The sequence below is a fragment of the Pedococcus sp. P2_D7 genome (assembly GCF_056404295.1).
The window spans coordinates 319228-343602 of sequence record NZ_JBFUEH010000003.1 but is presented as its reverse complement, the minus strand read 5'-3'; the positions used below and the strand labels follow the sequence as shown (position 1 = coordinate 343602).

At 68.6% G+C, this 24375-nt stretch carries 28 protein-coding genes; 17 read left to right on the top strand and 11 right to left on the bottom strand.

The window, feature by feature from the left end; genetic code table 11:
• Window positions 1–69 precede the first annotated feature (69 nt).
• The 6 genes from AC1DWJ_RS08750 (at window position 70) to AC1DWJ_RS08725 (ending at window position 7373) form a co-directional block, all read left to right on the top strand.
• Entirely contained in the window at window positions 70–1347 is a 1278-nt protein-coding gene (locus AC1DWJ_RS08750; protein WP_477620569.1) for a sugar ABC transporter substrate-binding protein, read from the top strand.
• A 62-nt stretch (window positions 1348–1409) separates the two neighbouring features.
• Complete coding sequence (locus tag AC1DWJ_RS08745; RefSeq protein ID WP_477620602.1) at window positions 1410–2300, top strand: carbohydrate ABC transporter permease; 891 nt, start codon at window positions 1410–1412, stop codon at window positions 2298–2300.
• 10 nt (window positions 2301–2310) lie between these two features.
• Window positions 2311–3228 carry a carbohydrate ABC transporter permease gene (locus tag AC1DWJ_RS08740; RefSeq protein WP_477620568.1) on the top strand — a complete coding sequence of 306 codons (918 nt, stop codon included), beginning with the start codon at window positions 2311–2313 and terminating at the stop codon, window positions 3226–3228.
• Window positions 3229–3356: 128 nt separating this feature from the next.
• Window positions 3357–5720, top strand: a complete 2364-nt coding sequence (locus AC1DWJ_RS08735) for an exo-beta-d-1,3/1,6-glucosidase (protein WP_477620567.1) — start codon at window positions 3357–3359, stop codon at window positions 5718–5720.
• 336 nt (window positions 5721–6056) lie between these two features.
• Entirely contained in the window at window positions 6057–7085 is a 1029-nt protein-coding gene (locus tag AC1DWJ_RS08730; protein WP_477620566.1) for a LacI family DNA-binding transcriptional regulator, read from the top strand.
• 6 nt (window positions 7086–7091) lie between these two features.
• Entirely contained in the window at window positions 7092–7373 is a 282-nt protein-coding gene (locus tag AC1DWJ_RS08725; RefSeq protein ID WP_477620565.1) for a WhiB family transcriptional regulator, read from the top strand.
• A gap of 224 nt (window positions 7374–7597) precedes the next feature.
• Here AC1DWJ_RS08725 and AC1DWJ_RS08720 read toward each other — a convergent pair whose 3' ends face one another.
• Window positions 7598–8035: an SRPBCC family protein gene (locus AC1DWJ_RS08720; protein WP_477620564.1), complete on the bottom strand. Its 438-nt coding sequence runs from the start codon at window positions 8033–8035 to the stop codon at window positions 7598–7600.
• A 132-nt stretch (window positions 8036–8167) separates the two neighbouring features.
• Here AC1DWJ_RS08720 and AC1DWJ_RS08715 point away from each other — a divergent pair, with 132 nt between their 5' ends.
• Window positions 8168–8332 carry a hypothetical protein gene (locus AC1DWJ_RS08715; RefSeq protein ID WP_477620563.1) on the top strand — a complete coding sequence of 55 codons (165 nt, stop codon included), beginning with the start codon at window positions 8168–8170 and terminating at the stop codon, window positions 8330–8332.
• 38 nt (window positions 8333–8370) lie between these two features.
• Here AC1DWJ_RS08715 and AC1DWJ_RS08710 read toward each other — a convergent pair whose 3' ends face one another.
• From AC1DWJ_RS08710 to AC1DWJ_RS08700, 3 genes are all read right to left on the bottom strand, one after another.
• Window positions 8371–8646, bottom strand: coding sequence for a hypothetical protein (locus AC1DWJ_RS08710; protein ID WP_477620562.1), 276 nt, complete (start codon window positions 8644–8646; stop codon window positions 8371–8373).
• A 155-nt stretch (window positions 8647–8801) separates the two neighbouring features.
• Window positions 8802–9548, bottom strand: coding sequence for a GAF domain-containing protein (locus tag AC1DWJ_RS08705; RefSeq protein WP_477620561.1), 747 nt, complete (start codon window positions 9546–9548; stop codon window positions 8802–8804).
• A gap of 45 nt (window positions 9549–9593) precedes the next feature.
• The gene (locus AC1DWJ_RS08700; RefSeq protein ID WP_477620560.1) at window positions 9594–10328 is read right to left on the bottom strand and encodes a GAF and ANTAR domain-containing protein; all 735 of its coding nucleotides are present in this window, start codon (window positions 10326–10328) and stop codon (window positions 9594–9596) included.
• A gap of 312 nt (window positions 10329–10640) precedes the next feature.
• Between AC1DWJ_RS08700 and AC1DWJ_RS08695 the strand changes: the two genes are divergently transcribed.
• A complete protein-coding gene (locus AC1DWJ_RS08695; RefSeq protein ID WP_477620559.1) occupies window positions 10641–10934 on the top strand; it encodes an STAS domain-containing protein in 294 nt (97 codons plus the stop codon).
• 926 nt (window positions 10935–11860) lie between these two features.
• Here the strand turns inward: AC1DWJ_RS08695 and AC1DWJ_RS08690 are convergent.
• Together AC1DWJ_RS08690 and AC1DWJ_RS08685 are read right to left on the bottom strand one after the other, a co-directional pair.
• The gene (locus AC1DWJ_RS08690) at window positions 11861–12472 is read right to left on the bottom strand and encodes a hypothetical protein (protein ID WP_477620558.1); all 612 of its coding nucleotides are present in this window, start codon (window positions 12470–12472) and stop codon (window positions 11861–11863) included.
• An 81-nt stretch (window positions 12473–12553) separates the two neighbouring features.
• Window positions 12554–13234, bottom strand: coding sequence for an SDR family NAD(P)-dependent oxidoreductase (locus AC1DWJ_RS08685; protein WP_477620557.1), 681 nt, complete (start codon window positions 13232–13234; stop codon window positions 12554–12556).
• Window positions 13235–13508: 274 nt separating this feature from the next.
• On the opposite strand from AC1DWJ_RS08685, the gene AC1DWJ_RS08680 reads away from it, so the two are divergent.
• Window positions 13509–14807: a sensor histidine kinase gene (locus AC1DWJ_RS08680; RefSeq protein ID WP_477620601.1), complete on the top strand. Its 1299-nt coding sequence runs from the start codon at window positions 13509–13511 to the stop codon at window positions 14805–14807.
• Here the strand turns inward: AC1DWJ_RS08680 and AC1DWJ_RS08675 are convergent.
• Window positions 14804–15508 carry a response regulator transcription factor gene (locus AC1DWJ_RS08675; protein ID WP_457254768.1) on the bottom strand — a complete coding sequence of 235 codons (705 nt, stop codon included), beginning with the start codon at window positions 15506–15508 and terminating at the stop codon, window positions 14804–14806. The genes AC1DWJ_RS08680 and AC1DWJ_RS08675 overlap by 4 nt on opposite strands.
• 2 nt (window positions 15509–15510) lie before the next feature.
• Window positions 15511–16281: a phosphatase PAP2 family protein gene (locus AC1DWJ_RS08670; RefSeq protein ID WP_457254767.1), complete on the bottom strand. Its 771-nt coding sequence runs from the start codon at window positions 16279–16281 to the stop codon at window positions 15511–15513.
• 157 nt (window positions 16282–16438) lie between these two features.
• On the opposite strand from AC1DWJ_RS08670, the gene AC1DWJ_RS08665 reads away from it, so the two are divergent.
• The 4 genes from AC1DWJ_RS08665 to AC1DWJ_RS08650 all read left to right on the top strand — a co-directional run bounded on the left by AC1DWJ_RS08665 (window position 16439) and on the right by AC1DWJ_RS08650 (window position 19799).
• The gene (locus AC1DWJ_RS08665; protein ID WP_477620556.1) at window positions 16439–17533 is read left to right on the top strand and encodes a lysylphosphatidylglycerol synthase transmembrane domain-containing protein; all 1095 of its coding nucleotides are present in this window, start codon (window positions 16439–16441) and stop codon (window positions 17531–17533) included.
• Complete coding sequence (locus AC1DWJ_RS08660; RefSeq protein WP_477620555.1) at window positions 17530–18651, top strand: glycosyltransferase family 4 protein; 1122 nt, start codon at window positions 17530–17532, stop codon at window positions 18649–18651. Before AC1DWJ_RS08665 ends, AC1DWJ_RS08660 begins: the two co-directional genes overlap by 4 nt.
• Window positions 18648–19493 (top strand): COG4705 family protein, encoded by an 846-nt coding sequence (locus AC1DWJ_RS08655; protein WP_477620554.1) that lies wholly within the window; start codon window positions 18648–18650, stop codon window positions 19491–19493. Before AC1DWJ_RS08660 ends, AC1DWJ_RS08655 begins: the two co-directional genes overlap by 4 nt.
• A gap of 117 nt (window positions 19494–19610) precedes the next feature.
• On the top strand, window positions 19611–19799 hold the full coding sequence (locus tag AC1DWJ_RS08650; protein ID WP_457254761.1) for a hypothetical protein: 189 nt from the start codon (window positions 19611–19613) through the stop codon (window positions 19797–19799).
• A 39-nt stretch (window positions 19800–19838) separates the two neighbouring features.
• Here the strand turns inward: AC1DWJ_RS08650 and AC1DWJ_RS08645 are convergent, their stop codons facing one another.
• Window positions 19839–20333, bottom strand: coding sequence for a DUF6328 family protein (locus AC1DWJ_RS08645; protein ID WP_477620553.1), 495 nt, complete (start codon window positions 20331–20333; stop codon window positions 19839–19841).
• Between the two features lie 159 nt (window positions 20334–20492).
• On the opposite strand from AC1DWJ_RS08645, the gene AC1DWJ_RS08640 reads away from it, so the two are divergent.
• Together AC1DWJ_RS08640 and AC1DWJ_RS08635 are read left to right on the top strand one after the other, a co-directional pair.
• Window positions 20493–21347 carry a sigma-70 family RNA polymerase sigma factor gene (locus tag AC1DWJ_RS08640; RefSeq protein WP_457254759.1) on the top strand — a complete coding sequence of 285 codons (855 nt, stop codon included), beginning with the start codon at window positions 20493–20495 and terminating at the stop codon, window positions 21345–21347.
• Between the two features lie 2 nt (window positions 21348–21349).
• Entirely contained in the window at window positions 21350–22303 is a 954-nt protein-coding gene (locus tag AC1DWJ_RS08635) for a TIGR03557 family F420-dependent LLM class oxidoreductase (protein WP_457254758.1), read from the top strand.
• Between the two features lie 4 nt (window positions 22304–22307).
• Here the strand turns inward: AC1DWJ_RS08635 and AC1DWJ_RS08630 are convergent, their stop codons facing one another.
• Window positions 22308–23009, bottom strand: coding sequence for an HAD family hydrolase (locus AC1DWJ_RS08630; RefSeq protein WP_457254757.1), 702 nt, complete (start codon window positions 23007–23009; stop codon window positions 22308–22310).
• 185 nt (window positions 23010–23194) lie between these two features.
• Between AC1DWJ_RS08630 and AC1DWJ_RS08625 the strand changes: the two genes are divergently transcribed.
• Together AC1DWJ_RS08625 and AC1DWJ_RS08620 are read left to right on the top strand one after the other, a co-directional pair.
• Window positions 23195–23464 (top strand): DUF7218 family protein, encoded by a 270-nt coding sequence (locus AC1DWJ_RS08625; protein ID WP_477620552.1) that lies wholly within the window; start codon window positions 23195–23197, stop codon window positions 23462–23464.
• 10 nt (window positions 23465–23474) lie between these two features.
• On the top strand, window positions 23475–23624 hold the full coding sequence (locus AC1DWJ_RS08620) for a hypothetical protein (protein ID WP_457254755.1): 150 nt from the start codon (window positions 23475–23477) through the stop codon (window positions 23622–23624).
• Between the two features lie 2 nt (window positions 23625–23626).
• Here AC1DWJ_RS08620 and AC1DWJ_RS08615 read toward each other — a convergent pair whose 3' ends face one another.
• Complete coding sequence (locus AC1DWJ_RS08615) at window positions 23627–24235, bottom strand: PAS and ANTAR domain-containing protein (protein WP_457254754.1); 609 nt, start codon at window positions 24233–24235, stop codon at window positions 23627–23629.
• Between the last annotated feature and the right edge of the window lie 140 nt (window positions 24236–24375).

Sequence of the window (24375 nt, the reverse complement as noted above, 5' to 3'; positions counted from 1 at the left end):
AGGCCAAGACCAGCACGCGGGCATGACCAGCGCGGTGCGACGACGAATTGGAGAACATCGATGTTCCAAATGAAAGCCAAGCCCGCGGCTGCCGCCCTCGCAGTGGGTGTTGCGGCCGTGATGGTGCTGACTTCCTGCGGCAGAAGCAGCGACACGTCGTCTACCCCGACGGCCGCCGCCACCATCAAGGATGGCCCAGCCACAGGCACGATCAACATGTGGGCGCAGGGCGGCGAGGGTGACGCGCTACCGGCGTTTGCGAAGGAGTTCGAGGCAGCAAATCCTGGCGTGAAGATCAATGTCACAGCCATCCCGTGGGACGCAGCGCACAACAAGTACCAGACCGCGATTGCTGGCGGCACGACCCCCGACATCGCGCAGATGGGTACGACCTGGATGGGTGACTTCGCGAACGCGTTTGTTCCGACGCCCACCTCCATCGACACCAGCGTCTTCTTCCCCGGGTCTGTGAAGTCCACTGTTGTGGGCGGCGCGGCATACGGCGTCCCGTGGTCCGGCGACACGCGAGTCGTCTACTACCGCAAGGATCTTCTCGAGAAGGCCGGCTACACCACCTTCCCCACCACGTGGGAGGACTTCAAGGCGGCGGCCAAGGCCATGCAGACCAAGGCCGGAGCAAAGTGGGGCGTCAACCTACCGGCCGGCGGGACCGACTCCTTCCAGTCGATGCTCTTCATCCCCTGGTCGGGTGGCGCGGAACTGATGAACAGTGATCAGACGAAGTGGACCCTCAACACTCCCGCCTGGGTAGACGCGTTGAAGTTCTACCAGAGCTTCTTCACTGAAGGCATTGCCAGTCCCAACCCCAACACCGGGGCGGGTGCCCAAGACGCTGCCTTCGTCGACGGTTCGATCCCCATCTTCGTCGGCTCGCCCGGGGAGATCCAGTCGCTCATCAAGGCCGGCGGTGCCGAGTTCGAGGACAAGTTCGGTGTTGCGCTGGTCCCGAAGAACAAGACGGCGACGTCGTTCGTCGGTGGGTCAAACCTGGTGGTGTTCAAGAACAGCAAGAACCAGGACTCGGCTTGGAAGTTCATCCAGTGGCTTTCCCAGCCAGAGGTCCAGATCAAGTGGCGGACCGCGTCCGGCGACCTGCCCTTGGTGGCCAGTGCCTGGAAGGACCCCTCGCTCGCCGGAGACCCAAAGATGACCGTCATCGGTGACCAGCTGAACAGCGGCAACTCACCGCCGCAGGTGCCGACCTGGACCCAGGTCAGTGCGGCAGCGGACACGGTGCTGGAGCAGATCGTCAAGGCTGGTGCGAACCCCGCCGACGCGGTGAAGAACCTCCAGAGCACGGCCGACTCCATCGGCACCGGGAGCTGACCGTGTCCGCCACGACAACCCGATCGGCCGGCGCTGACAAGAGCGCCGGCCGACCGGCCGGGATGGACACCGGCAAGGCGCGACGACGCAAGCAAGGATTCGTGGCCTGGGCCTTCTCACTGCCCTTCGTGCTCAGCTTCGGCATCTTCATGCTGCTCCCCTTGGTGTCCTCCTTCGTGATGTCGTTCACCGACTTCACCAGCCGCGATGTCCAGAGCCCGCTGTCCGTTGGATTCGTCGGCTTGGATCAGTACACCGACCTGTTCACCAACCCGCAGTTCCTCAAGTCGATGTGGGTCACTGCGCTCTTCGTCATCGTCGGGATTCCCCTGACGATGATCGTCGCGATGTGCCTGGCCGTCGCTCTCAACAGCGGGATCAGCCGTTTCCGGACGGCCTTCCGGGTCGGCTTCTACACGCCGGTCGTCACCAGCATCGTCGCGGTCTCGGTGGTGTGGAGATTCATCCTGCAGGACGACGGGCTTCTCAACGGGGTGCTCGGCCTGGTCGGCATCAACGGACCCAACTGGCTCAACAGCACGACCTGGGCCCTGCCATCTCTGATCTTGATGGCCGTCTGGCGGAACATGGGGACGCTGATGATCATCTTCCTGGCGGGCCTTCAGGCCATTCCGGACGAGGTCAAGGAGGCCGCCTCGATCGACGGCGCGACGGCGTGGACCAGCTTCCGGCGAATAACCCTGCCGCTCCTGCGGCCCACGCTGCTCCTGGGCGCAGTGCTGATGTCCGTCGGCTACCTGCAGTTCTTCGAGGAGCCCTTTGTGATGACGAAGGGCGGTCCGCTGGACTCCACCCTGTCGATCAGCTACTTCACCTACAACCAGTTCGGCTTCGGCAAGTACGGGACCGCCTCGGCGGCGAGCTACATCCTGTTCGTGGCGATTGCCCTGCTGAGCTTGGTCCAGTTCCGGGCCTTGCGGTCCAAGGATTGAGGGCGCAGACATGACGCTATTGAAGAACACGCCCTCGGGTCTCAGGCTACGAGGCCGGGCTACCCCGCCCACTCGGCGCGGCACCAGAAAGGCGCTGCGTCGCGGGACAAGCGGGATCTCGCGGCAATGGATCACCTACGCAGGGCTGACCGTCGCCGTCGCTGTCACGATGCTTCCATTCGTGTGGATGGTGTTGAGCTCGTTCAAGGAGCAGGGCGAGATCCTGCGCAACCCGACCGGATTCTGGCCCTCGGATCCGACCTGGAGCAACTACGCCAAGTGGTTCAACGAGTTGCACATCGAGAAGTTCTTCTTCACCAGCCTGCTGGTCGCCGTTGTCACGGTCCTCGGAAACCTCGTGTTCTGCTCAATGGTGGGGTACGCACTCGCGAAGATGGAGTTTCCAGGGAAGCGAGTCCTGTTCGTCCTGGTCATGATCACCCTGATGACGCCGGGGGTGGTGACCTTTGTGCCCCTGTTCGTGCTCGTCAGCAAGCTCGGTTTGGTCAATACCTACCCGGCGTTGTTTCTGCCGTTCCTGACCACTCCACTCGGTGTGTTCTTGATGCGCCAGTTCATGCAAGGCATCCCAGACAGTCTGATCGAAGCAGCTCGGATAGACGGGGCCGGCGAGGTTCGAACGTTTGCGCAAGTCGTCCTACCGTTGTGCGGGCCCCCACTGGCGACCTTGGGCATCCTGACGTTCCTCGGGTCCTGGAACAACTTCCTGTGGCCGTTGGTCGCTGCGCAGAGCCAGGACAAGTACACCCTTCCCGTGGCTCTGTCCCTGTTTTCCACCGGACAGAACGCCACCGACTACGGACTGCTGCTCGCCGGGTCCGTCCTGGTCATCGCGCCGATCGTGCTGCTGTTTGTTTCCCTTCAGCGGTTCTTCATCCAAAGCGTGGCGTCGGCCGGGATCAAATGACGTCCCTCGACGGGTCATCCGACCACGGACGTGGCTGCGAGTCAGCTGCCCGATGGGGTCGTCCTGACCGGTGAACCGTGCCGCGCCATATGAACGTCCGATCCATCCGACCAAGCATGAGGTGACACATGGCGCAATCCGCCGCCACAGTCCCGTACCGGGATTCCTCCCTCCACATCGATGAAAGGATCGAGGACCTGCTCACCCGCATGACCTTGCCGGAGAAGGTGGGCCAGCTGCTGCAGCTCAATGCGCAGGAGGACCTCGAGGACATCGTCGTCACGCGGCACGCGGGGTCCATCCTGCACGCCTCCCCGCAGCGGGTCGTCGAGGCGATGGCCCTGGCCACCCAGACCCGACTGGGCATCCCTCTGCTGACCGGCGAAGACTGCATCCACGGCCACTCGTTCTGGCCAGGTGCGACCATCTTCCCGACACAGCTCGGAATGGCGGCAACGTGGGACGCCGGACTGATCGAACAAGCGGCCCGGGTGACCGCTGTCGAGGCCGCAGCAACAGGGATTCACTGGGTCTTCTCGCCAGTTCTGTGCATCACCCGAGACTTGCGCTGGGGTCGCGTCGACGAGACCTTCGGCGAAGACCCGTTCCTGATCTCGGAGTTCGGCGCCGCCATGATCCGTGGCTACCAAGGCTCCGGTCTCGACGACCCAACGGCGGTGCTGGCGTGCGCCAAGCACTTCGCCGGCTATTCGGAGACGCAGGGTGGTCGGGACGCAAGCGAGGCCGACATGAGCCAACGCAAACTCCGGTCGTGGTTCCTGCCACCGTTCGAGCGGGCCGTGGAAGAGGGATGCCGGACCTTCATGCTCGGCTACCAGGCCATGGATGGGGTACCCATCACGGCCAACCGTTGGCTGCTCAACGATGTCCTGAGACAGGAGTGGGGATTCACCGGAACACTCGTCACCGACTGGGACTGCGTCGGTCGGTTGGTCTGGGAGCAGCGAGTGTGCGGTGACCTGACGGAGGCCGCCGCGGTCGCCGTCGGCGCGGGCAATGACATGATCATGGCTACCCCCGGATTCTTCGAGGGGGCCCAGAAAGCCGTTGCGAACGGCCTGATGGCGGAAGCCGACATTGACACCGCGGTGAGCCGCATCCTTCGCATCAAGTTTGAGCTGGGCCTCTTCGAGGACCCGCGTCCACCGGACCCCAGTCGGCAAGCCGAGGTGATCGGCTGCAGTGATCACTCAGCGCTGAACCTGGAGATGGCACGCAGATCCTTGGTGCTCCTGTGCAACGACGGAACGCTGCCTTTGGACGGCGGGTTCCCCGCTGCTGCCGAGGGAGGTGGGGGCTCTACGGCCCTGGAGACGCGGCCCGATGGTCTTGCCGAGCCGACCCAGCGGCCACGCATACTGGCCGTGGTCGGGCCGAACGCTGACGATCCGCACGCACAACTGGGTGACTGGGCCGGCGCGTCTGGGCAAGCCGACTGGATCAGCGACGGGCACCCTCGCGAGACAGTCGAGACCGTACTTGACGGCTTCCGGGCGACTGTGCCGGCCGACTGGACGATCATCCACGCGCGCGGGGCCGACATCGGAGACATGAAGCCCGACCCTGCAGGCGCCTTGTCCCACGACGGTCAACCACGGCCACCAGTACTCGAGCCCGCCGAACCTGACCCAGACATGATCGCGGAAGCGGTGACGGCGGCGCAGATGGCCGACTACGTGATCGCGGTCGTAGGCGACAACGTCGCACTCATCGGGGAGGAGCGCTCCACCGCGACCCTGGAGCTTGTCGGCAGCCAGGTCGCCCTCCTCGACGCTCTGGCCGCTACCGGCACCCCGATGATCGTCGTCCTCGTCAACTCCAAGCCAGCTGTCCTCCCACCATCGGCGCTCAACGCTGCTGCGCTCATCCAGGCGTTCAACCCTGGCATGCGGGGTGGTCGGGCCATCGCCGAGCTGATCTTGGGCCAGATCGAACCAACCGGGCGGCTTCCGGTGTCGTTCGCTCGTCACGTCGGCCAGCAGCCCGTCTACTACAACGTCCTGCGCGGTCAACGCGGGAACCGCTACGCCGACCTCACACAGGATCCGCAGTTTGCTTTTGGGGAGGGCCTCAGCTTCTCCACCATCGTGTACAGCGATCTCGTCCTGCACACACCAGATCTGCGCGCGGACTCGTCCGTCCGCGCCGAAGTGACCTTGACCAACACTGGCCTCCGCCCGGTACTGGAAACCGTTCAGGTCTACATCAAGGACCTGGTCACGACGGTGACCTGGGCGGAGATGGAGCTCAAGGCCTACCGACAGATCGCGGTCGGTCCGGGTGAGACGGTGACCGTTGAACTCGAAGTGCCCGCTACTGACTGCACCTTGGTCACCGCCGACTCTCGGCGAGTCGTCGAGACCGGGGAATTTGTCCTCCTCGTGGGCCCGAGCTCTCGGCAGACGGACCTCCTCAGCGCCAACTTCCACATCCACCCGGACGACATCACCGTGACGCGGGGCGCGCTCTAGGGGCTGGTCCTGTTCGCCGAGTCGTCAGGAGGTCATCAACCTCGGGGCGACGCGAAAACCCACGTACAACTTGCGGGCTGCTGAGCGAGGTAAATGCAATGACAACAGCACATGCGCATTCGGCGCCGAAACGTCCGATCGAGGGACAGGTGTCCGTGGACAAATGTCACTGCGCGCTCGACCATCCGGCACACGAGGACCAGCAGGGCGGACGGCGCGGCACGGCGGATGGCGCCAGGCAGCGCCTGGACATCGACGAAGGTACGCGGCGCTGATGCTGGACCTAATGCGCCGAGATATCGAGGCCCCACACAGGAGTGTTGGGCAGGCAATTGCGTGAGCACCATCAAGGACGTAGCCCAGGCAGCGGGCGTTTCCGTTGCCACGGTCTCGCGCGCGCTCCGAGGCATGGATAACGTGCGCCCACAGACGCGCGAGAGAATCCAGTGGCATGCCGCTGATCTGGACTTTGTGGTGTCACCGACAGCGGCATCGCTCGCATCGGGTCGGACCAGGGTTATCGCCGTTATCGCACCAACGCGTCTTCGTTGGCACTTCGCGACCTTGGTCAGGGGCATTGATCGCCGGCTGCGCCAGCATGACCACGTGGTTTTCGTCGTGGATCTGGAAGATGAGGGGAACGACCCCCGCCGAAAGCTCTCCCAATCGATGTTGCTGAAGCGCGTTGACGGCGCCATAGCACTTCACGTGTCCGTGGACGAGGCGGAGCTCGCAATGCTCGACCGACTCAACCTTCCGCTAGTGGCGGTCGGCGCCCCAGTGCCCGGCCGCTCGCTCGTTCGAATCGACGACGTGCTCACGACTCGCATCGCAACCGAGCACCTCATCGAGCTGGGCCACACCAGGGTTGCCTTTGTGGGGACCCCACCGCACGACTTGGCTCAGACGCCGGCGGCCCGGCACCGCCTGCACGGCTTCGAAGAGGCCATGGCACGCCATGGCCTCGCCACGCCACCGAACTTCCTCGTCGACGGGGGGCGGACGGCGCTGTCAGCTTCACGCGCCGTGACTGACCTCCTTCAGGCGCCGGACCGTCCCACCGCGATCCTGGCCGCGTCCGATGAGGGGGCCTTGGGGGTCCTTCAGGCTGCGCGGCGACAAGGATTGCACACTCCACAGGACTTGTCGGTGATCGGCATCGATGACCACGTGTTGTCGGAGGTCATGGAACTGACGACCATGCGACAAGACCTCGAGGGGCAGGGTGAGTTGGCCGCCGAGATGCTCCTCCAGCGGGTACGGAACCCAACCATCCCGGCAGTGATGGTGACAGCGCCTACCGAGTTGGTCATTCGCGGCACGACGGGGCGGCCCCACAGGGCGGCCCCATGCAGCGGAGAGTAGGTCGCCATGGTTCGAGCAGCGCGTCTCCCGAACCCGCTCGCCGACGTGTGGGCCTGGCAGTTGGAGGCCGCTTGTCGAGAGGTGAACCCGGAGCTCTTCTTTCATCCCGAGGGCGAGCGGGGTGCTGAGCGTCGTTCCCGTGGGTCACAGGCCCTCGCGGTCTGTCACGAATGCCCCGTCATGCAGTGTTGCCGCGATCATGCACTCGAAGCCGGCGAGCCTTACGGAGTTTGGGGCGGCCTGACCGAAGACCAACGACTGGCCGAGCAAACCGCCCAGCACCAGTGAAACGGCCCGGATGCCCCCAGCCTTGGTCTGGGCAGGCCCTGCAACTCCCGTAGTGCGAAACCTGTCGCGAAGCACCGCGGCTGTATGGAGGCTTCGCGTCGTACGGTCAATGCGCAGACCCGCGTGGCCGGCTCCGGCGCGCGTCGCACCCACGCTTTGCCCACCGCTTAGCCGCAGAACTGTCCGCCACGTCACCGAGACAACCGTCATTCGCGGCAAGGGCCTCAGCGGGCCTCGGCCCTGCGCAGCACGGTCTCGAACTGCTTGCCCAGGGTCCGCGCGCCCACGAGGGGGATCAACCCGGCGACGAGCTTGCCCCTGAAGGAGATCGGCTTCCGCTGGAGGGTCACTCGCAGGTCGGTGCCGTCGGCTGCAGGGACGAGCTCGTAGTGCCAGCTGCTCCCTGGTCCCCAGAGGTTCGACTCGAGGGTGTCGATCGTGACGGTGCCGGCAGCGGCGTCCCAGGAGTAGCGCTCGCGTTCCCAGCCCATGCTGGTGCCCTCGGTCACCTCGGCCCAGTCGGGGCCCTGGTCGTGGACGGTGAAGTGGGCGTCGTCGACGTTGGGCCACCAGCGTGCCCGGTCGGGGCCGAAGTCCGTGATGACGGCCAGGACCTCCCTCGGCGACAAGCTCGTGTGGACGGTGAACTGGGTGCTCGACATTCGGGTCCTCTTCCGTGGGTAGTGGGTCGGGCGCGGTCAGTCGGCTGCCGTGCCCATCATGCGCCACCACAGAGGTATGCCGCGTGGTGCGCGGGGCTGGACGGTGGCCGATTTCAGGAGCACGCTTTTCGTATGCTGGCCGCGCTGGGATGGATCGCCTTGGTGGTTGGTGTGCTCGGCTTCGTGGTCGGTCTGCGTCGGAGCCGACGCAACGACGAGCTCGAGCGAGGTCTCATCCTGTGGGCGGTGCTCGCGTGGGCCGGGACGGCTGCGCTGATCGGCACGGCGCTCGACTAGGTCCTCGCCAGCCCTCGTGGCTCTGGGCAGAGCCGTCCTCACTCGTTGGTGGTGCCGATCCGCACCTTGCCGTTGCCGGTGCATTCGGGCAGGTGTGCCTCGGCGTCGCGCCGGGCCTTGCCTCGCGCGCGGCGGGCCGCACCGACCCAGTTGCAGCTCTTGCAGTACCCGAAGGTGAAGGACCCCTCCTCGCGGACCGCGACGGAGTCCGCTTGCACCTGCGTGATGGTCGCCCGGTGCTTCTGGCCGGCCTCGTCGGTGAGCGTGAGGTTGTGACCCTTGCGCTTGAGGAACTGCAACGTCGGTCTCGCCACGCCGTCATCCTCTCCCATGGGACAGGCCGTCGCCCCCGTGGTCTCGGAAATCCAGGTGAATGATCAACGGCTGCCGGAGGGCGCGAGGCGCGATAGTTCGGAAGTTTCACCGCGTCCTGGCACGGCGGATCTTCCGAACAGCGGGGCGACCGCTCTCACGCCGAGGGCGTGGGGCCGGATCGACCTCGGGTCAGGTCGGGGTGGCTCGCAGGATCGGTCAGCACCGCCTGGGCGACGTCGACGAGCCGATGGTGGTTGGCGCGGGCGTAGCGACGCATCAGGTCGAAGGCGAGGTTCACGTCGACGCCGTGGATCCGTGCCAGGGCACCCTTGGCCTGCTCGATCATGATCCGGCTGTTCAGGGCTCGCTGCAGCTGCTCGGTGAGGACCTCACCGCTGCGGATGGTGCGCTCCTGGAGGAGGGCGATCGTCGCGATGTCGGCCAGCGACTGGACGATCCGGGCATCGGGAGGTTCGAGCGCGCCGGGCTCCGTGCTGAAGAGGTTCATCGCCCCGATCACCCTGCGCTGGTGGCGCAGGGGGAAGGCGTGCACCGACCGGAAGCCTGCTGCGACGGCACGCGGCGCGAAGTGCGGCCAGCGTTCGTCGCCCGTGCTGAGGTCGGCGTTCACGACGGGCTCGCCGGTGTGGAAGCAGTCGAGGCACGGACCCTCGCGGTACTGGAGCTGGAAGAGCTCGAGGAGCTTGATCGACTCGGCCGACGACGCGACGTACTGGAGCTGTCCCTGAGGGTTGGCGAGGAGGAGGCCGGCAGAGGAGGCACTGCTGACCTGGGCGGTGTGGTTGGTGAGCGTCTCGAGGAACTCGATGACATCGAAGTCGTCGACGAGGGTGTCGGCTGCGTCCACGAAGATCTCGGCCAACCGGTCAGTGGAGATCATGGCCAGTCCTTCCCGTCCGGACGTCCGCCGCTGAGTCCCACCGAGTCACGGCTTGTCCTGACTCAACCTCAGGTTACCTTCCACGATGTCGCGGGCGACATCCGTCAGGCTCCGGTCGTGCGCGTAGGCGTGCGCCCTCATTCGGGCCATCGCCTCGTCGAGGCTCATTCTCAGGTCGACCATGACCATCCCCTGCGCCTGGTAGACCTCGAGCCGGTAGGCGAGCGCGTCGTCCAGGTCAGCGAGGCCGCCGGCGTGGGTCGGCGTCTGCGTGTCGAGCAGGAGCCCCATGGCGATGTCCGCGAACGTCAGGGCCTGGGCGAGAGCGCCTTGGGTGAGCGGGCCGGGCTCGTCGCGGTAGACGTCCAGGGCTCCGGCCCGGGCCGTGCCGATCTGCAACGGGAAGGCGAACACCGCGCGGACCCCCTCACCCTGCGCCGCGGCGGCATACCCGGGCCATCGGCTGCTGCCGTGACCGAACAGGTCCGGCTCGAGGACGGGCCGACGCGACGCGTAGGCGTCGATGCAGGGGCCCTCGCCCAGGGTGAACTGCAGCTCGTCGAGGTGTCGGCTCACGATGTCGGACGCCGCGACGGTGCCTCCGCGGGACGTGTCGTCGGTCAGCACGCTGACTCCCACGCCCTTGGCGGGGAGGGTGCGGGTGAGGGCCGAGCAGAGCTTCTCCATCCGGACAAACGGCCCTCGAGGGCCAAGGGAGGAGGTCGGCTCGGCGTCGATCAGCTGGTTCGCGCGGGCGACCCGTGCGTCCGCGTCGGGCATCTCAAGGACCCAGACGTTGGCCGGCGGGCGACCGCCTCAGGTGTGCCACGAACTCAGACTAGACCCGCCCTGGTGGTTTCGCCCCGGCGCGCCCAGGCGTAGCGTGGTTGCGAGGCTGCCCCGGACCCCGGTGGCGAACTGCTAGCGGGGGAGCCCGCCATGAATGCACAACCCTCCCAAGGCAGGCCGGCCCTGCGTCTGGTCTCGCCCCTGAGCGTCGGCGACGACCAGCCCAGGCGAGGTCCTCCTGCCTTGGCCGAACCGCCCCGTCTGGCACCGCCCAGGGCGTTCGAAGCACGCGAGACGCTGGCGGTGACCCATCACGACGAGGGGAGCGTGTGGGTCATGAAGCTGGCCGGTGAGGCGGACCTGATGAGCCTTGCCGAGCTCGTGCAGGGGCTGACCCAGGCCTTGTCGACGGATCGGGGTGTCGTGGTCGTCGACGTCGCGGGGCTGGACTTCTGCGACTCCCTCTGCGCCACGGCCGTGATCGAGGCCAACTGCAACGCTCCGGAGACGCAGGTGGTCCTGGTCGGCGCACACGGAATGGTGGGGCGGGTGTTCGACCTGCTCGACCCCGCGGACACCTTGGCCCGTCACGCGTAGGTCAGGCAGGGCGGGCCGGAGCTGTGGTCACGCAGGGTGGGCCCGGAGCTGGGGTCAGGCAGGGTGGCAGTAGTTGCGGGCAGGACGCGTGCGCCCGGCTGCGGGTGGGAAGCGCGCCCCTCGACCTTGGGGGGACTGAAAGGGAGGGGCGCGCATGACCCGCCCCAGTACACGGCGCCGGACGCTCCACCGGGCCCTGGACTGCGCATTGCCCCAGACGGCAACCGGTGTGCGACCGGGGTCTGGGGCAGCAAGACCACAGTACGCCCCGACTCGGCGGAGCGGAAGGTGCGAGGAGTCATCCGTCCGTGTCAGCGGCTGGCCCGGTCGAGGGTCCGGGCGCTGATCCGGCTCCGGTCTCGGCGTGGAGCTGAGACCACTGCTCGTCGTCCGCCCACTGCGTGTCGCACACCATGCAGCGGAAGGCCGGGTGGGGGCGTGTCTCGTGGGAGCCCTTGGCTGGCGGCAGCATGACGCTCGTGGCCTTCGGGGACCCGCAGCGTGGGCACGTGTGGTTCGCCATGCCGCCCTCCTCCAGCGCAGTTGCCTACCTCCAGTATGCGCACGGTCTACCCGGTCGCGCGTCGCCCAAACCCCCAGGCGCTCCGCCCGAGGCTGCCCGTGGTGGCCCCGCCCCCGACCGCCGCTGCCGGTGAGGTTTGTAGCGCACCCCGCTGGGCACGGCATACCGAAGAGCGTGGACCGTGGAAGAGGGGAGTGCAGCCCTGGGACGTGGGGTCGCTGCCGTCCTGGTCGGGTCGCAGCAGCGTCCAGCCCGGTCGCCGTGAGGGGGTCGGGCGACCGGGCTGGACTGACCGGCCGGGCCCCGGACTACTTACAGGGGAAGGACCGGCCCGGCCACGGCTTCGCCGCGGACCCAGTGTCGCCAGCCCTCCCTGAATGGATCCTGAGTGGACCGGGGTGGGTCAGGCAGGTCGGCCGGCGCCGCCGGGGCCGCCGCCGGTGTTGGTGGTGATGGTCTTGAGGTCCTTGCTGACCTCGAGCATGACGGGGGCGCCGGCCTTGGTGCCGAAGACGTCGTAGGAGCCGTCGGGGTCCATCCGGACGGAGGTGACGGTCACGGTGGAGTCCTTGGCCTTGACCGCTGCGGTCACCGTGGCGAGTGCGGTGCCGGTGACCGGGGTGTCGTTGCTGCCGCCACCGCCGTGACCACCGCCGTGACCGCCACCGGCGTTGGTGGTGATGGTCTTGAGGTCCTTGCTGACCTCGAGCATGACGGGGGCGCCGGCCTTGGTGCCGAAGACGTCGTAGGAGCCGTCGGGGTCCATCCGGACGGAGGTGACGGTCACGGCGGAGTCCTTGGCCTTGACCGCTGCGGTCACCTTGGCGAGTGCGGTGCCGGTGACGGGGGTGTCGTTCGATCCTCGCCCGCCGTCGGCGGACTCGCCTCCCGCGACCGAGTATGCCGTGGTGCTGGCGGCCGGGCTGGAGGCGCCGGAGAAGGCGGCGGCACCGATGACGATGCCGGTCGCTGCGACCAGGCCGGACGCGGCGGTGACGATGCGGGTGTTGATCATGACGGGTGGGTCCTTTGCTCTCAGGGCGCCCGACGGGTGCCAGGCGATGACCCGACTCTGGAGACGCAGGCTGTCAGCAACCTATGGACGTGCTGGGGTGTGGCTGGCAGTTCCTCCGGCCACGGTCCCCAGGCGACGTAGCGCCGCACGCGGCACCGCCCACCGGGCGCTGCGAACGCGACCGGGGCTGACGATGACGCACTGGACGCCGTAGGGGCGAGCCCGCGCGGCCAGACCGCGCACCAGCTCGTCGAGGCCGCGCTCGGCCGAACGGTAGCCGACCATCGGCTGGCGGCTGCCCCCCGCCGCCCCGGACGACACGACGACGAGCGTCCCGTGGCGTTGGGCCGCAAGGAGATTGACGGCGGTGTTCGCCACCAGCGCGGGCCCGGTGAAGTTGTCCCGCAGGAGGCGCTGGAGTCCAGGCTCACCGGGCGCCAGTGGGTCCGTGCCGAGGTGGTCCGACCTCTCGTCCGATGACCCGACAGCCACGACCACGAGGTCGAGTCCGCCCATTCGGCGGCTCGCCTCCGCAAGGAGCATGCTGATGGCCGCGGTCCCCCAGTCCGCCTCATAGGCGAGGACGCTCGTCTCGTGGCCGTCCTCGCTGAAGGCCGCCTCGGCTGCCTTCAGGTGCGGGCTCTGGCTCCCCGCCAGGGTGACGACCGCATCGTCGGCGGCATCGACCAGCCGACGCACGATCGGCAGACCGACCTCCGATGACCCACCCACGAGCAGGATCCGGCGCGCGCTCCTGCTCATGACCGCGCTCCGCCGCCTGGGCAGGATCGCTGACGCGAGATCGTTCACGCCTCGACCCTAGGAAGACCACCCTGAGCCTTCCCTGAGACGACCTCGGTGGGGGCATCGGTGGGGGCGTCGGTGGGGGCGTCGCGCGTTCAGGAGTCCTTCAGGTGTGGCGTTGCTAGCCTGCTCGACGTCACTGAAGAGGGAGCGGACGAGGTCGATGAAGCGCTGGTACTCGTGGTCCCTGCAACGGCGCGTGCTCGTGACCTCAGGAGTCCTCGTGACCGTCATGATCGTGATCGGGGTGGCCGCCTTCGCGGTTGCCCTCGACCGCATCCTCTACAGCGCCTCCCTCGACGCGGCCCGCGCCCAGGCGGCGCAGGTGGCGCAGCTAGTATCGAGTGGTGAGTCACCGGCGACCCAGGCGCTGACCGAAGTCCCGGTCCAGGGCGCTGTGCTGCAGGTGCTCGACTCCACCGGCCGGGTCGTGGCTGCCTCTGAGCGGAGGCTCGAGCAGAAGCCGATCACCAACCTGCGGCCGGTGGTCGGCCACGTCGACGTCGCCCAGGTGACGACGATCCCGGGCGAGGTCGGTGAGCCGCACGCGATCGTGGCCCAAGGTGTCGCCGACCCGAGCGGCGCGGAGTACATCGTGGTGGTGGGCTCGCCCCTCAACATCGAGACCGACATCGTCCAGACCGCGACCGTCCTGCTGGCGGTTGGATCAGCAGCCCTGCTCGTCCTGCTCCTGTTCCTCATCCGCCGGGTGCTCCAGCAGGCTCTCGCTCCCGTCGAACGGATCCGCACCCAGGTGTCACAGATCAGCCAGGTGCGCGGGCGGGGCACCATCGACGTCCCACCGACAGGTGACGAGATCGCCCGGTTGGCGGAGACGATGAACGACATGCTCACCCGGCTGGAACGGGCCGACGCCTCCACGCGGCGGTTCGTCTCCGACGCGTCCCACGAGCTGCGGAGCCCGCTGGCGACCATCCGGGCGACCGTCGAGGTGTCGGGGCGAGGCGGGGCTCCCCAGGATGCGCGCGACCGGGTCATCCACGGTGAGGCCCTCCGCATGCAGGGGCTCGTGGACGACCTGTTGACCTTGGCGAAGGCCGACGACGGCGCCCCCATGCTGAAGGAGGACGTCGACCTCGACGACATCGTGGACGGGGAGGCGCGCCGCGTCCGTGCCACGGGGGTGGACGTCGAGGCGGACATCGCGGCGGCTCGCGTGTTGGGTGACCCGATCCGACTCGAGCAGATGGTGCGCAACCTCGTGGACAACGCGGTGCGACACACGACCGGAAGCGTGGCGCTGTCCGTGGGCACCGAGTCCGGCCATGTCGTGGTGCGCGTCGACAACGACGGACCGCCGATCCCCGACGCCGATCGGGACTCGGTCTTCGAGCGGTTCACCCGCCTCCAGGAGTCTCGCCACCGTGACACCGGCGGCAGCGGCCTGGGCCTGGCGATCGTACGGACCGTGGCCCAGGCCCATGGCGGCACCGCCATCGCGACGCAGACGCCGGAAGGAAGCTGCCGCTTCGAGGTCCGGCTCCCGGCAGGTGGGGAGGTCGAGGGTTAGACCTCGACGTCGCCCTGGGGCGTGCCACCGTCAACGGGCATGAGTCGGTAGCCCATGCCTCGGACCGTCTCCACCGAGGTGACGCCGAACGCCGCGTCGACCTTGCGACGCAGGTAGCCGACGTAGACCTCGACGATGTTGTCGCTCCCGTCGAAGTTCGGGTCCCAGACGTTGTCCAGGATCTCGGCCTTGGACAGGACCACCTCGGGGTGCCGCATCATGAACTGGAGGACGGCAAACTCCTTGGCAGTCAATGAGATCCGGTGGCCGTTGCGAGTCACCACCCGCTTGTTGGGGTCGAGCTCCAGCCCACCCACGGTCAGGCTGACCGGGCGGGCGGGGGCGCCACGGCGGACCAGGGCCCGTAGCCGGGCGACCAGCACGATGAAGCTGAACGGCTTGGTCAGGTAGTCGTCCGCGCCGAGCTCGAATGCGTCGGTCTGGTCGTACTCACCGTCCTTGGCCGTGAGCATCAACGTCGGCGCCCAGATCTCGAGCCCCCTGATGTTCCGCAGCACGTCGTAGCCGTTGCGACCCGGGAGCATGATGTCGAGGACGATGACGTCATAAGGGTTTTCGGTCGCGAGCCACTGGCCGGTCACCCCGTCGTGCGCGACGTCCACGACGAACCCCTCGTTGACGAGCCCTCGTCGGATCGTCTCCGCCAAGGCCTTCTCGTCCTCCACCAGCAGCACCCGCATGACTATGACCCTGCCCGGGAATCCGGCCGGCCGTCCAGCCCGTCACCGCGCCGGAGGACCGCCGGCAAGCGCAACGGGCGCTCGCGGCATACCGTCCACGCGGCGGCGGCGCAGGCGAGCACGGCGATCGCCAGCGCCCAGGACGCGACCACGTCGGTGAGCCAGTGGTACCCGAGGTAGAGGCGGGTTGCCCCGACGACTGCACTCGCGACCACCCACCCCAGCACGACGAGCACTCGGGCGGCGCGGCTCCCGGTCCGCTCGAGGAGCAGGCCTGCGACGAGTCCGAAGAACACCGTGGAGAAGAGCGTGTGCCCGGAGGGAAAGGCGAAGCTGCTGTCGAGCGGACCGAGGACGTCGGCGGCCGGTGGGCGCTGCCGCCCGATGAGGTGCTTGAGCCCGATGCTCAGGGCGCCGGCCGAGCCCATGCTGGCCGCGAACAGCACGGCAGTGGTCCAGGCGCGCTTCGCGACCGCCAGCCAGGCCAGGACGAGGACGGTCAGGATGGCCATGGCCGGCTCGCTGCCGATGGTCGTGACGACCTGAGCGGCAGCGCTCACGAGAGGCGTCCTGGCGTGCAGCAACCACGCAGTCACCGCGGGGTCGTGGGCGGCGAGACCGCCGTGCCCCTCGGCTCCGTCGGCCAGCAGGCCGGTGAGCGCGACGCTGAGGGCGAGGACGGTGCCCAGGGCGATGCCAGGTATGCCGCGCAGCTCGTCGAGCGGGCGGGCGTGCGGTCGTGGCGGTGCGGCCTGCGCCGTCGAGTGGGGCAAGGGATTCCTCCGGCAGTGTGGTTTCGTCCACTGTCGAGGGTCTGGACTGAGGGGTTCCTGAGAGCGAGCGGTATCGGGGTCCTCCGCTCAGGAACGGTTCAGGCGGGAGTCGTGATGGTGGGCGCAGCCAGTTGGCGCCGCCCACCAGGAGCAGGACATGACCGTGCCAGTCCACGCACCGACCGCCACACCAAGGCCGTCGGGTGCTGCCCGTGCTGCCAACGGCCCCCAAGCCCTTCGCTGGACCGGTGCCACCGTGCTCGCGCTCGCTGCCTTCGTGTGGGTCCTGCCCCGAACCACTGGCGCTGCCTGGTCGGATGTCCGGTCCGTCCTGGGCGACCTCCGACCAGTCGAGCTCCTCCCCCTGGTCGGGGTCTGGGCCGCAGGACTGCTCGCCTACTCATTCGTCCTCACCGCAGCCCTGCCCGGGCTGACTCGGCGTCGGGCACTGACCCTCAACCTGACGGGCAGCGCTGTCTCCAACGTGGCACCGATGGGCGGGGCACTGGGCGTGGCCGCCAACCTGATGATGGTGCGTGCGTGGCGTTTCCGTCCGTCGGCCTTCGCGGCCTACACCGTCGTCACGAACATCTGGGACGTGATGGGCAAGCTGGCCCTGCCCCTCGTGGCCCTCGCCGCCGTCCTGGTGGGCCAAGGCCTGACGAGCGCACCACTGCAAGCGGCCGCGGCGACGACCTGCACGGTCCTGGCGCTGGTGCTGGCTGCCATCGTGCTCACCCTGCGCAGCGACCGGGTCGCCGGCATCGTCGGACGGGCGGGCGCCGTGGTCCTGCGGCGGGCGGGTCCTCGACGGATGGCTCCTCGACGGATGGCTCAGCGGGCCGACGGGTTCGAGGCAGCGTTGCTGGACACGCGGGCCCGCGTGAGCGCGGTCATCGCGCGGACGTGGCTCCAGCTGACCGGTGGGACGATCGCCTACCTGGCCCTCCAGTGCGCGCTCTTGTGGGCCTGTCTGCAGGCCGTGGGTGCCACGTCGCCACTGAGCGTGGTGGCCGCGGGGCTGGCCGTCGAGAGGCTCCTCACCCTGGCGGTGATCACGCCGGGTGGGGCGGGCCTCGCGGAGGCCGGGTCGGCGGGCGTGCTGGTGGCGCTGGGTGTCGACCCGCTCACGGCTGCCGCGGGGGTCCTGCTCTACCGCGGTTTCACGTTCCTGCTGGAGATCCCCGTGGGAGGCCTCTGGCTCGGCGGCTGGGTCCTTGCGCGCGCCCGGGCCGCGCGGCGACCGGCATGAGGATCCTGCACGCCACCGACACGTTCGGGCCGACCATCGGGGGGATCGAGGTCCTGGTGCGCGACCTCGCGGCGCGACAGGCAGCCGCGGGGCACGACGTCACCGTCCTCACCCGCACTCCGGGCCCCGACTCGCCAGACGTCGGCCCGGTGACCGTCGTCCGGGAGCGCCGTCGGATGGCCGAGCTGGTCAGCAGCAGCGATGTCGTCCATGCGCACGTCTCGGCCTGTTCTCCGCTGGCCCTGCGCACCGCCGAGGTCGGGGCCTCCATGGGTGTGCCGACGGTCGCCGCCGTTCACTCGATGTGGGGCAGCGCGTGGCCGCTGGTCCGTGCCGTCGCCGGCGTCCGTGGCTGGCTGTCGGCACCCATCCAGTGGGCGGCCGTGAGCGAGGCGGCGGCCGGACCCGTGCGGCGGGCGCTCCCCGGCCGAAGCGTCATCGTCCTGCCGAACGCCGTGGACGTCGGTGCGTGGGCGCCGCAGTCGCGACCTCCGTCGCCGGGTGCGGTCACGATCGTGTCGGTCATGCGGATGACGCACCGCAAGCGGCCGCTCGCCCTGGTCGAGGCCCTGCATCGTCTGCGGGGCGAGCTCCCGTCCGGGGTGCCGGTCCGAGCGGTCCTCGTCGGTGACGGCCCACAGCGCCCGGCCGTCCTGCGTGCGGTTGCGCGGCACGGGCTCGACGCGTGGGTCTCGGTGCCCGGGGCGATGGACCACGCGGCCATCAAGGACCTGTACCGCTCGGCGCACGTGTTCGTCGCGCCCGCCACCCTGGAGTCGTTCGGGATCGCCGCCCTGGAAGCCAGGGCGTCCGGTCTGGCCGTCGTCACGCGGTCGGGCACGGGTGTCAGTGACTTCGTGCTGCACGGGCAGGAGGGACTGGTGGCGCAGTCCGATGGTGAGCTCGCGGACGGTCTGCTCCGACTCTGCACCGACCCGCGGCTGCTCGACACCGTGCGCAGGCACAACGCGACGCACCCTCCGTCGTTCGACTGGTCAGATGTCTTGTGGCGCAACACTTATGGCTACGAACTTGCAGCGGGGCTGGTTGGTCGCCGGGTCGACGCTGCACCCTCTCAGGCGTCACTCAGCCGCTTGCCCCCAGAGTCTGCGGCATGACTTCACGAACCGGCATGACTCCAGGAACCGGCCCCATGAGCCGCGACCGTCCGCTCCTCGCCTTCGTCAACCGCGTGCCAGAGGTCACGCTCTTCTTCTGGGTCATCAAGATCCTCGCGACCACCGTCGGGGAGACCGCCGCCGACTACCTCAACGACACCCTCGGGTTCGGCCTCAACGGGACCTCGGTCGTGATGACCGCCCTGCTGGCAGTGGTCCTGACGATCCAGTTCCGGGCGCGACGGTACGTTCCGGCGATCTACTGGTTGGCGGTCGTACTGGTGAGCATCGTCGGCACCCTGGTCACCGACAACCTCACCGACAGCCTGGGCGTGCCGCTCCCCGTGACGACCGCCGTCTTCGCCGTCGGCCTGGCGCTCGCGTTCGCCGGCTGGTTTGCGTCCGAGCGCACGCTGTCGATCCACACGATCTACACGGCCCGCCGCGAGGGCTTCTACTGGCTGACCATCCTCCTGACCTTCGCCCTGGGCACCGCCGCGGGAGACCTGCTGGCCGAGCGCCTGGCGTTCGGGTACTTCCCGTCGGCCCTGCTCTTCGCCGCTGCCATCGCCGTGATCGCCCTGGCGCACCGCCGCTGGGGACTGGCTGCGATCCCCGCCTTCTGGGCCGCCTACGTGTTGACGCGACCCCTCGGTGCCTCGATCGGCGACCTGCTGTCCCAGGCCAGGGCTGACGGTGGTCTCGGGCTCGGCACCACTGGGACCAGCCTGCTGTTCCTCGTCGCCATCGTGGGCCTGGTCACCTACCTGGCCCGCACCCGTGTCGACCGCAGCGAGCCCGAAGTCGTTGCGACCGAGGGCGAGACCGTCAACGTGGCGTGAGTCGGCTTCTGCCTGCGCCTGCCCGGCGGGGCCGTCGAGACCGATGAGCCGTTTGCCGGGCTGTGGGACGGGTAGGACACCAACGCCACAGCCGCGAACGAGTGAGGAGCCATACCCATGTCCGAGAACGCGACCCCCACCGAGGATGCGAACACGTCGACGCAGGACACGGGGGCACCCGCGATCGGCCAGGACGAAGAGCAGCGGGACGGCGGCCCGGGATCGCACACCGAGGACGGCTCGGGCGGCACCGTCGACGACCCGGCCAGCGGTGGCGTGCCCGAGAAGGCGGACGAGGACAGCTGACCGCGAGGGCTGGCCCGCGGGTGAGCGAGCCCGGAAGGGTCAGTCCTGGCCGCGGCGCATCATGCCCAGGGGCAGTACCAGCCAGTTGACGACGAAGAGCAGCAGGCTGGCCCCGGCGGCTGCGACGGCCACCCCCGTGTCGGCGACCACGTCGAAGATCACGAAGGCGACGGCCGAGACGGCTAGCGCGAGCGCCACCAGTCCGACCCGGGCGCACCGGTTGGCGAGGGCGACCAGCGCTGCCTTCTGGTGCTTGCGGAACAGGATCCGGTGAGCGCTGACGGGAGCGACGAGGAAGGCGGTCGCGACCACGGCGAGGGCGAAGGCAACGAGGAACACCACTCGGTTGACGTCCTCGATCTGGGTGAACCGCTGCTGGAAGGGCAGCGTGAGCAGGAACCCCGCCAGGATCTGTACGCCGGTCTGCACCACGCGCAGCTCCTGAAGCAGCTCGTCCCAGTTGCGGTCGAGGCGCTCGAGGGGGGTCTCGTTGCGGCCGTCGTGTGCGCTGCCGGCGTCGGCGTCGTTGTCCATGCCCCACGTCTACCCCCGATTCGTCCCCGCAACCAGACCCCTCCCCGGACCGACAGAAAACCGTCTGGCCTTGCGCCGCGGTCCACCTGGTGGTTGTGTAAAGGCAGACACATCGGTCCAAAAGCGGTGCCGTGTCCCCTCAACTCGACGGGATTCGCCATGGCACTCGCAACACCAGTTCGGACCACGACCCTTCAGACCACCCCCCTTCAGGCGGATCGCCTCCCGGCGGGCCGCCGGTATGCCGCGGAGCGCGAGCACTCCACCGCGGACACCCCCGACCACGCCCGGGCCGAGGCGCTGCTCGCCGAGGTCGAGACGTGTCACGACCGATGGCGGCGGGGCGAGCTGCGGCGCGAGGCGGTCGTCCTCACCCTCGACCTCGTCGACGGGGTGGCGCGGCGCTATCACGGCCGGGGCATGGAGCGCGACGACCTCGTCCAGGTGGGCCGGATGGCCCTGGTCAAGGCGGCGAACGGCTACCGCTGCGGTCTGGGAAGCAGCTTCGCGGCATACGCGGTCCCCACGATCTCGGGAGAGATCAAGCGGCACTTCCGCGACCAAGGCTGGCTGGTGCGGCCACCGCGGCGCATGCAGGAGCTGCGCGCCGCGGTGTCCGGGGAGCAGGAGCGGCTGCGCCAGGTGCTGCTGCGCGAGCCCACCGACGTCGAACTGGCGCAAGGGCTGGGCGTCAGCACCGAGCAGGTGCGCGAGGTGCACTCGTGCTCGATGGCCTACCACGCGATGCCCCTCGACCTCTTCGACGGACCCGGGCTGCCGGGAGGCGAGCACTGGTTCGACGACGTCGTGGTCGCCCGTGACGCGCTCGGCAATGCCTTGGTGGGGCTGAGCGACCGCGACCGGCTGATCATCCGTCTGCGGTTCGTCGAGGAGCAGACCCAGAGCCAGATCGGGGAGGTGCTGGGGGTCAGCCAGATGCAGGTCTCACGGCTCCTGACCTCGATCCTCCAGCGGTTGCGTGACTCGATGAGTGCCGAGGGGGAGGTGGCCTGACGATGAAGGTCGGCTACTTCCTGTCCTGTGAGGAGTACGGCCCCGAGGACCTCGTCGAGCAGGCCGTGCTGGCCGAGCGGGCCGGCTTCTCCGGCCTGTGGATCAGCGACCACTTCCACCCGTGGAACGACGAGCAGGGTCAGAGCCCGTTCGTCTGGTCCGTCATCGGTGCCATCTCGCAAGCCTGCTCGCTGCCTGTGACCACCGCCGTGACGTGCCCGACCGTGCGACTCCACCCAGCCCTGGTGGCGCAGGCGGCCGCTACCTCGGCGTCGATGCTGAAGGGGCGGTTCATCCTCGGTGTCGGCAGCGGGGAAGCACTCAACGAACACATCCTCGGCGGGCCCTGGCCACACGCCGAGCGACGTCTGGGGATGTTGGAGGAGGCCGTGGAGGTCATCCGTGCCCTGTGGTCCGGCGAGGTGGTCTCCCACGTGGGGGAGCACTACGTGGTGGACACCGCGCGCATCTACACGTTGCCCGACCAGGCACCGCCCATCTACGTCTCAGCCTTCGGCCCGAAGGCGCTCGAGGTCGCGGCGCGGATCGGGGACGGGTTCATCACGACCAAGCCGGACGGGGAGGCCGTCGGCGAGTTCAGGCGGCTCAAGGGCGATGACCGGGCTCCCGCCATGGCCGGGTTCAAGGTGGCCTTCGCCGACACTGCGAGCGAGGGACTGGATCACGCGCACCGCCTCTGGGCGAACTCCGGGGTGCCGGGTGAGCTCGCCCAGGTGCTCCCGTCGCCGCAGCACTTCGAGCAGGCCTCGACCTTGGTAACCAAGGAGTCGACCGGCGAGTCGGTCGTCTGCGGCAACGACGCCGAGGAGCACCGCAACGCGTTCAAGCCATATGCCGAGGCCGGCTTCGACGAGGTCTTCGTCGCCAACATGGGTCCGCACTGGCGGGAGATGATTGAGTTCTACGGCGAGCAGGTCCTGCCCCGGCTGTCGTGACCTCTCAGGGCCCGCTACCCCACGTCCCCTGGGCGGGCTCCGGTCGGGCGGCCTGCAGCGCGTCGAGGAGGGCTGCGAGGTCCTGGAAGGTGAGCTCGGCGCCGGCGTTCTCGAGCTCGGGCGCACTGGTCCCACCCGTCGCGACGCCGATAGCCACGGCGCCGACCCGGGTGGCGGCTTCCATGTCCCACACCGAGTCGCCCACCACCATGACGTCCTCGGCGTCCAGCCCGGCGCGGTCGAGGGCCGTGGCGAAGACGTCGGGGGCTGGTTTGGTGCTGTCCACGTCGTCTCCGGTGACGATGACGTCGAAGTCGGGGTGGTCGAGCACGTCCATCATCGCCCAGAGGTCCCGCTCCCCTCCGGACGAGGCGAGGCCCACCGTCATCCCGGCGTCCCGGCACCAGTTGAGCAACGCGCGCGCGGCCGGGAGGGGGTGCAGCCGCTCGTGCCACGTGCCGAACAGGACGTCGTGGGCGGCGCTGATCTCGGGGTCCTGGGCCCGGTCTCGACCATCGCCGAGCAGGTGGTCCAGCACGTGGTCAGACCCCATCCCCACCGTGTGGTGGACCGCGGCCATCGGGCGGGAGTGACCGAACTGCTGAAGGGCCTCCCACCAGCAGAGCGTGTGCACGTAGGTCGAGTCGACCAGGGTGCCATCGAGGTCGAAGACGATGCCGCTGGCTCGCGTCAGGCTGTCGGACATGGTGCCTCCCCACCGCCCGGGGACCACCGGGCGTCGTACGTGTTCCCCTCCATGGTGCCCCCGGAGCGGCCGGGCCAAACCTGAGGGTTTGCCCGTCCTGCGGTCGGGTAGGACCCGGACGGTGACGCGCCCGCTCGCTCACGCCACCGGCATACCGCTCCCCAGCGAGTGCACAGGAGGTCACCATGCCTGCACGCAAACCGGGCCCGTCGGTCAAGGACCCCGAGATGTACGAGGCGCTGCGCGACGACGGCGCCAGCAAGGAGAAGGCGGCTCGGATCTCCAACGCCGCGTCGAACAGCTCGAGGAGCGCCGTGGGTGCCAAGGGCGGTCGCAGCGGTGACTACGAGGACTGGACCAAGCAGGAGCTCATGAAGCGCGCCCGCCAGATCGGGATCGAAGGACGCTCGTCGATGTCGAAGGCGCAGCTGATCACGGCGCTGCGGGACCACTGAGCCGACGACCATGGACACCTACGCCTCGCAGCTTCGTCCCGACGGGACGACCTTCCCGCCGGTCACCCCGGACCCGCCCCTGCCGCCCGGCTACGAGCCACCGCCGGAGCTCGAGCCAACTCTGCCGGAGCCGCAGGAGGACGAGCCGTCGACTGAGTGACCTCAGAGGTTGTCGACCACCTGACGGGCGACGTCGCGGAGCTTCTCGTTGCGGGTGCTGGACCAGCTCTTGAGCAGCTCGAACGCAGCATCCGCCTCCAGGCCGTACCGCACCATCAGCGCACCCTTGGCGCGCTCGATCACCGCGCGCTGCTCGATCACCCGGGAGGCCTCCTGCCAGACGTCGATCTTCATCCGGCGTTCGACGGCGTCGGTGACGTCCACCATGTAGCCGTGGACGGCGACGACGCGTCCGCCCAGGACGATCCCCTCGCCCACCGAGATGACGTGTCGCACAGCGCCGTCAGGGGTCACGACCCGGTGGGGCTGGGTGAATGGCTGACCCGTGTCGAGCGCGCGGTGCAGCGTCGCCGAGGTCTCGGCAAGGTCGTCGGGATGCTTGAGGGAGAGGATCAGCTCGGTGGTCAGCTGCGCCTCGCCCTCGCACAGGCCGTGGATGTCGAACATCTCCGCGGACCACCACCAGTTGTCCGTGAGGGTGTCGTAGCGGAAGCGACCGAGGGTGGACGGTCGCGGCGGCTGCTGAGCACCATCGGTGAGGTGGTCCTCGGTGAAGCCGTCGGTGGTTGGGCTCGACTCAAGCGCCGACATGGGGTCCTCCGTGACAGGTGTCCGCTCACAAAGCGGAAGTGAAACGAAAGGGCTGCTTCTTAACCCGGCGCCATCATAAGACCGGGAGGCCCGACCAGCGCAAGACACCGCCGGGACGTGGTGGCGAGGGACCGAGCGGG